Consider the following 7,061-nt stretch of genomic DNA (forward strand, 5'->3'; position numbering starts at 1 on the left):
ACCTTTTTAACTTCAAAATTATCCATTTACTATTTTTCCTACTGATTCTATAAAATAATCTACTTCTTCTTCTGTAGTAAATCTAGATAAACTGATTCTTATACTGCCCTTTGGATGAGTACCTATGCATTTGTGAATTAATGGAGCACAGTGAAGACCAGTTCTACAAACTATTTCAAATCCCATTTGAAGATCTTCTCCTGCTTCAGCAGCGCTCATGTTTGGAAGTGTAAATGAAAGTACAGGTGTGCTTTCACCTTCTACATCTACTACATATGCACCTAATTCTTTTAATGCTGTTTTTATTTTATCTATTAATTTATCTATTTTAGACTTATCTATTGGATTTTGAGATGCCCATCTAAGTGCAGCCTCTAATCCTTTAAAAGAAGGTCCATTAGGTGTTCCAGCTTCCATTCTAAGTGGCATAAAATCTGGCATAGTGTCTTGATCACTTAATATACCTACTCCACCTTGTAAAACTGGATTTAATTTTATATCCTTAGATACATAAAGTCCACCTGTTCCTTGTGGTCCAAGTAAGTACTTATGACCTGTAAATGCGACCATATCAATTCCCCATTTTTCAGGAAGAACATCTATAAGTCCCAAGCTTTGAGATGCATCTAGTAAAACTACTGCACCGTATTTTTTAGCTATTTTAGCTAAAGTTTCGGCGTCGTTTACTGCTCCAGTTACATTTGAAGCATGAGTAAATACTACCATTCTAGGCTTCATTTCTTTTATTTTTGCTTCCCATAATTCTGGATTTATTCTACCCTGATTGTCTACGTCTAAGATTTCATAGTCTATTATACCTTCTTGTTTAAGGTAGTATAGAGGTCTTAAAACTGAGTTATGTTCTGCAGCTGTAGTTAGAACCTTATCTCCTTTTTGGAAGTCAAATCCATGGATAGCTAAATTTAATCCAAAAGTAGCATTAGTTCCATAAACTATACTGTCAGAACTTTCAACTTGTAAAAGCTTAGCTAGTAAATCTCTACAAGTATATTTTTCCTCTTCTTCGACACCACTTCTGTGGTCGCTTGATGGAAAATCTTCTATAGCCTTTTTTACAGCCTCTGCAACACAGCTTGGTTTTGGCCATGATGTTGCTCCATTATTGAAATAAATCATACACTATCCCTCCATTTTATTTTTAAATTTTCATAGGCTTTACCTATATTAGATACTACATTAGACTCTATTTTAACAGCTGCATTGTATCTTTTGATTACATTTTGATATACAATAGAGTCGTCCTTATATTTTTCTATTTTATTTTTAAATCTATTTTCTACACCCACGAATTTATCTTCATATATTAATTTATCAGCTAAATATAATATAGAATTCTCATTTAATAAATCCTCATACTCTTCATCTAGAGTCATATGAGTTTTGACTATTTCTGAAATTTTATCATATCCTAAATCATTTAAGAATTTAGCACCTTCTAATGCGTGTTTTTTCTCAGATCTCTTTATATCGTGAAGCAGTGCTGATGATGAAATCAATCCTATATCGATTTTAGGTTCACCTAAAGCTTTATTTATAGCTTCTGCCAAATCACAGGCGACCTCTTTTACTTTTTTTGAATGATTTACTACATTTTGAGGTACTTTTGAATATTCGAGTAAATTCATGCACTCGTCTTGTGTAAGGTAATTTCTATTCTCATAGTAATTTTTTACCTTTTCAAAATCATCTGGAGTGTCTGTATCTAGTAATACAAATTTATCTGGTGTATCTAGTATTATAGAATCCTCATCCATATTTGTAAGAGCTAATTTAAGCCCTCCTTCTCCACTGTAATTTAGCAGATAGTCAAAGCACTTAGCACTTATTATGGTAGGATGTCCTTTAACACCGTCAAATCTCGAATATACAATGTTTTTTTCCCCTCTATTCATCTCTTCTACAAGTAAATCGACAGTGTACTTAGTCACAAATCCTATGTCAGCTGGTGTAAATGCAATTGCATCACAGCTATCCTTTATCTTCTCTAATCCGATTTTAAATGAATCGTACATTGAGGTTTCTCTAAATTTGTGGTTATAAACCATAGTTACTTCCTCGTTCTTTAGAGCTTCTTCTATTTCTTCACCCCTGTATCCTAAAACAACGCATACATCTTTTATACCACTTCTTCTTAGGCTATCTATAGTATGTAAAATTAAAGGCTTATCGTCTATTTTCATTAAAGGTTTAAAATTTTTCATCCTAGATGAAAGACCTGCAGCTACAATTAATCCACCTATTTTCATTATTTTAAATTTTTCTCCTTTTCAGCTCTTTCATTTATAAGCTCTCCAGCTATACTTACTGCTATTTCTGCTGGAGTTTTAGCAGCTAAATCGATTCCTATAGGTGCATGAACTCTCTTTATATCTTCATCAGTAAATCCTGCTTGTCTTATCTTATCGTAAGTCATTTTTATCTTAGTCTTACTTCCTATCATTCCTATGTAGTAAGCATTAGTCTTTAATGCCCATTCTAAAACATTGTAGTCGTATAGATGACCTCTTGTTATTATAAGAATATAGCTATCATCGTCAATTCCCATATCTGGTATTTCATCCATTCTATCTAAAACTACTATCTTTGAATCAGGGAATCTATCTTTATTTGCAAAATCCTCTCTATCATCGATTACAATTGTATCGAATTCTATTAGATTTAAAATTGTTGCAACTTCTTTAGAAACATGTCCTGCCCCAAAGATGAATGCTTTTCCTGAAGAATGGACTTTTTCAACTATATATCTCTCTGTATCTATAACATCACTGTGAATTCCAAGAGTTCCTATTCCATTTTGTAATTTGAATTTGATTGTATCATCTCCGCCAAATTCACCAGTTATATTTCCTTTGTCATCTACAAATACAACTTGTTTTTTATCTTCTTGGTTGAAAATAACTGTTACAACCCAACCTTTTTTGTTGTTTTCTACAACGTCTACAGCTTTTTCAAAAACCTTTATGTTATTTTCATCTTCTGCATCGATGTAATTTATTAATAGTTCCCCATTTCCACCGCAAACCATTTCTGATTTGTGTGCATCCTTGCTATCTAGATGAAACTCATATACAAAAGTTTTCTTTTCTTTAATTGCATCTACACTTACATCCATACATCTAGATTCCATTATTCCTCCGCCGACTGTACCTATTATAGATCTATCCTTTCTGACAATCATTTTTGTACCTTCTGAACGAGGAGTTGAGCCTGTGCTTTTAATTATACTAGCTAGTACAAAGCTCTCTTTATTTTTTAATAATTTTAAACCTTCTTCATATATATTGTTCATAAAAATAGCCCCCTTATTATGTCGTTATATATTTTAAATACTATACATCATAGCCATATTCAGCAAGTATATCAAATACCTTTTCAAGTGTACCTGATACTAAATTAGGACAAACCTTCATTTGATTACTAAGATCTCCATCTATTATATCCTTGCATTCAGTTCCCTTTCCATTCGTCCCTTCTGTCTCAAACCATTCGATAAGCTTTTTTATCATTTCCTTTGCATTTTCATCTTCTATTTCATCGTCTTCTCCCTTGCATGTGAAATATCCGATTGCGCATATACCACCAGTAAGTGCACCGCAAATTCTTTGATTAAATCCAAGACCTCCTATAAGGCCTCCCATAGCTCTTATTAAATCACTGTTTTCTTTTTCTTCAGCATCGAGTATTGCCTTCATAAGAATTTGACTACAGTAATATCCCTTTGTAGCTAATTCCATCATATACATTTCGTCCATGCTATCACCCCTTAACTAAAGTTATTAAAAAATAGCCTGTTTTTCTACTTAGCATAGTCTTATTTAAATCGCAGCTATTACATCCTCCGAGCAATATTTCAAGGCTCCCGTACTCCCAAAGTACCTTGCCTATATAATTTCTCCAATTTTTAGATTGATCCTTAAAATCGACTACTTCAAAGCCCATATCTTCACACAGCTTATACCAATAATCTAATGTATACGCTTTATTCTTATCCGTATTATCTTTAAAGAAAAAATCACCTAGTAAGATAATTCCTTTTTCTTTTAAAATCTCTCTACAACTAGCTAAAACTAATCTCGAATTATCCATTATAGATAAACTACATTCTATGGATATTATATCGAAATAATTTTTTTCAAAATCCATAGAATGTGCATCCATAACAACAAGGTTTATATCACCGTATTTACTTTTTCCTTCATTTATTATGTCCTCAGATATGTCTATACCTATTGCATCGAGACCTTTTTTACTTAAAAAACTTACTGCACTTCCACTTCCACAACCTATATCTAGTACCTTTGCATTTTTGTCTAGGTGGTATTTATCTAAAATCTCGTCGATTAGGTAAAGACCACCTATATTAAAATCTTTAATTTTATCAAACATTACTTATCTTCTAATGACTTTTCAACTGTATATATTTTTGTACTTGATAGAGATTCATCTATGAATACTCTATGACATTTAGGGCACACAGGTAGTTCAACTGGAAAACTACTTCCTAAATATTCTAATGTAACCTTTCCTTTTTTAAGCGGCTCATTACATTTTACGCAAATCATTGATTCGCTGTCATAATCGTAAAAACTATCGTAACCTTCATGCATACTAATCCACCTCTATCTTCATTCTATGACTATAAGCATTATGTACTAAATATTTGTCGCCTTCTACTGTATATTCAACCCAGAAAGTAACATTTTTTATAGTGCGATAAGCTAAGAATGTATTTTTATTCTTGTTCAAGAATTTTTCATTATTAGCCTCTGCATATGCTATTGTGTCGTGAACATCTTTAAATAAAATAAGCTTTTCTTCAAATTTTTCTTCTAATTCTTTACTTATTATTAAGTTTACTTCGTAGTCGTTCTTGTCTGTTTTGCCTAGTAAATCTAATTTAAGTTGCACTCTGTTATACCTTCTTTCTGATAAATTAGGTTTTTTATTCTTCCCTTCAAAATCGTAAATTAGTTGTCGTATATGTTTTGATTCTTTATTTTGTCCTAAATAAGCATCTCTACAGTTAATACAGTAAGTAATATAAGCTAAATCACTTTGGTCGATTCTACTTTGAACTATATCCTCTCTCAATTCTCTATGAGAAAAACAAGTAAGTCCTCCGTATCCACAGCAAGTAGTCTCTTTTTTATTGTAGTCTAATTCTTCTAAATTGTAACCTAATTTTTCACTTATTTCTCTCACTTTGTCTTGTAATTCTACTTCATAACGTGCAGAACATGGGTCATCTACAGCTACACATCTACCATTTCCAATATTTTTAAGCTGTTTATCGTCTATATAATCGTATACCATGCTTATTTCTACATTTTCTAAATTTTCCTTGAATATCTTATAGCATGTAGGGCAAGCAGTTATAACATTAGGTGAACCCATTTCTTCTATAGATTTTTTGATAAGCTCTATAGCTTCTTTAAATTTAGCTACTTCACCAGACCAAGGACCTATTGAACCACAGCATCCAAGCATTATACCTACTCTGTCGTCTAATTTTTCATTTAAATCTTTATATATTACTTTTACCAAGTCAGGTTCTGATGCACCCATTTGGCATCCTGGGAAAAATACGTATTTAGAATCTGAAGATGTGTTTTTAGGATTTATAATTGTGAAGTACTCGTCGCTATTACTAAATTCCATATCTTGCCATGCAAATTCAAAAGCAGATTGAGGCATTTTTTCTGTTCTGACCATATCGCTTCTAGTCCAGTAAAGGAAATCAACAAAATTTACACCATTTGGGCAAATTTCAGCACATTGACCACATAAGCTACAAGAATTTATCATCTTATTCGCAGTATGATTTCCAACTGAAATAGCTAAATTAGTTTGAGTTGTTCTTGTAAGTTTTACTGGTGTTTCACCGTAATGTCTTAAAAATTCGCATCCCTTTATACATTCTAAGCAGTTACAATCTATACATCTACTAGCTTCCTTTACAGCCTCTTCTTCAGTGTAGAATTCCCCATTTTCCATAGCTACAGGTGCTTCAGGTTCTATTTTATCTAATACAGTAATTAATTTTGTATCGTGACTTCCCTCAGTTTCTCTAGCATTGTACATATGGCTCTTTTGGAAGAATCTATAGATAGAATTTGTCGTTCTTTTTCCATAGTCTATACGATCAATTGCTAAATCTGATTTTGGTATATAAAAAACTATGTCATCTTCATGCTGTAAGCTTATTTCATTATATGATAATCCTAAATCATATACGTTTCCATCGATTATAATTACATCGTATTTTTCTTTGTATTTATCTAGATCGTCTATGTTAAATTCTGTATTTAAACAAACATTTACTTCTTCATCAGTTAATTTTTTAAGATCTTGTTTAATACCCTCTTCTTCTAAAACACCTTTATTTTCTTCATATATACTTTTACCTAATAAATCCCCTTTTTCAAAAAGATCTACAGTATATCCTTTTAATTTAATTTCAAGAGCTGCTATAAGTCCTGATAAGCTAGAACCGGCAACTAGTACATTTCCCTTTTTTTTGAATTTTCTAAATACCCTTTTCTTAGTGTGTTGTCCGTATTTCATACATGCAAGCTCTATATCTCTTACATTTATAGCATCGCCTAGTCCATTTCTCAAGCATTTAGACTTACATTTTTGCTCACAAATTCCGCTCATTATATTAGGAAATACTACTCTGTCTTCATATATCTTTCTAGCTTCAGTAAATTTTCCAGCTGAAACTAATTTACATATTTCTCTAACATCTACATGTATAGGACACATAGCGTTACACCAAGGAGGTTCACTTTGGACACACTTACTTTCTAGTCCTCTTAAAAACGATTCGCTAAAAAAAACTTTATCTTTAAAACTACTATTATCCATATAAAATTCCTCCATAAAATAAATTATGATTATAGATTAAAAGAAGGGCTTAAGTTTTTAAGCCCTCCTTATCATTCACTTAACAAGAGCAGTATTTAAAATTACTCTTATACAGTTTCAATTATTCTATTTTTAAGTTAGTATTACTTATTTTAATGCGTCTAAAGCAGCTT

The 7,061-nt window shown here is 31.7% G+C and carries 7 protein-coding genes; all 7 read right to left on the bottom strand.

Annotated features, from left to right (window positions below; all coding sequences use genetic code 11):
- Positions 1-18: 18 nt before the first annotated feature.
- Genes ACI3VO_RS02220 through ACI3VO_RS02250 form a run of 7 tightly spaced genes read right to left on the bottom strand, consistent with a single transcriptional unit; the run spans position 19 to position 6,888 of the window.
- Complete coding sequence (locus tag ACI3VO_RS02220) at positions 19-1,137, bottom strand: aminotransferase class V-fold PLP-dependent enzyme (RefSeq protein ID WP_439756344.1); 1,119 nt, start codon at positions 1,135-1,137, stop codon at positions 19-21.
- On the bottom strand, positions 1,134-2,267 hold the full coding sequence (locus tag ACI3VO_RS02225; protein WP_439756345.1) for a DVU_1551 family NTP transferase: 1,134 nt from the start codon (positions 2,265-2,267) through the stop codon (positions 1,134-1,136). Before ACI3VO_RS02225 ends, ACI3VO_RS02220 begins: the two co-directional genes overlap by 4 nt.
- Positions 2,267-3,310, bottom strand: a complete 1,044-nt coding sequence (locus tag ACI3VO_RS02230) for an XdhC family aldehyde oxidoreductase maturation factor (RefSeq protein WP_439756346.1) — start codon at positions 3,308-3,310, stop codon at positions 2,267-2,269. Before ACI3VO_RS02230 ends, ACI3VO_RS02225 begins: the two co-directional genes overlap by 1 nt.
- 40 nt (positions 3,311-3,350) lie before the next feature.
- Positions 3,351-3,773, bottom strand: coding sequence for a DVU_1555 family C-GCAxxG-C-C protein (locus ACI3VO_RS02235; protein WP_439756347.1), 423 nt, complete (start codon positions 3,771-3,773; stop codon positions 3,351-3,353).
- A gap of 4 nt (positions 3,774-3,777) precedes the next feature.
- Positions 3,778-4,407, bottom strand: coding sequence for a class I SAM-dependent methyltransferase (locus ACI3VO_RS02240; RefSeq protein ID WP_439756348.1), 630 nt, complete (start codon positions 4,405-4,407; stop codon positions 3,778-3,780).
- The gene (locus ACI3VO_RS02245; RefSeq protein WP_290692025.1) at positions 4,407-4,628 is read right to left on the bottom strand and encodes a DVU_1557 family redox protein; all 222 of its coding nucleotides are present in this window, start codon (positions 4,626-4,628) and stop codon (positions 4,407-4,409) included. Before ACI3VO_RS02245 ends, ACI3VO_RS02240 begins: the two co-directional genes overlap by 1 nt.
- 1 nt (position 4,629) lies before the next feature.
- Positions 4,630-6,888, bottom strand: a complete 2,259-nt coding sequence (locus tag ACI3VO_RS02250) for a pyridine nucleotide-disulfide oxidoreductase/dicluster-binding protein (protein WP_439756349.1) — start codon at positions 6,886-6,888, stop codon at positions 4,630-4,632.
- Positions 6,889-7,061: the final 173 nt, after the last annotated feature.

It is taken from the genome of Intestinibacter sp., from assembly GCF_051866655.1.
Taxonomy (GTDB): Bacteria; Bacillota; Clostridia; order Peptostreptococcales; family Peptostreptococcaceae; genus Intestinibacter.

Excerpts from the sequence above, each read along its gene's own strand:
- ACI3VO_RS02225 (WP_439756345.1), bottom strand. The coding sequence starts at position 2,267 with ATGAAAATAGGTGGATTAATTGTAGCTGCAGGTCTTTCATCTAGGATG.
- ACI3VO_RS02250 (WP_439756349.1), bottom strand. The coding sequence starts at position 6,888 with ATGGATAATAGTAGTTTTAAAGATAAAGTTTTTTTTAGCGAATCGTTT.
- ACI3VO_RS02230 (WP_439756346.1), bottom strand. The coding sequence starts at position 3,310 with ATGAACAATATATATGAAGAAGGTTTAAAATTATTAAAAAATAAAGAG.
- ACI3VO_RS02245 (WP_290692025.1), bottom strand. The coding sequence starts at position 4,628 with ATGCATGAAGGTTACGATAGTTTTTACGATTATGACAGCGAATCAATG.
- ACI3VO_RS02240 (WP_439756348.1), bottom strand. The coding sequence starts at position 4,407 with ATGTTTGATAAAATTAAAGATTTTAATATAGGTGGTCTTTACCTAATC.
- ACI3VO_RS02220 (WP_439756344.1), bottom strand. The coding sequence starts at position 1,137 with ATGATTTATTTCAATAATGGAGCAACATCATGGCCAAAACCAAGCTGT.
- ACI3VO_RS02235 (WP_439756347.1), bottom strand. The coding sequence starts at position 3,773 with ATGGACGAAATGTATATGATGGAATTAGCTACAAAGGGATATTACTGT.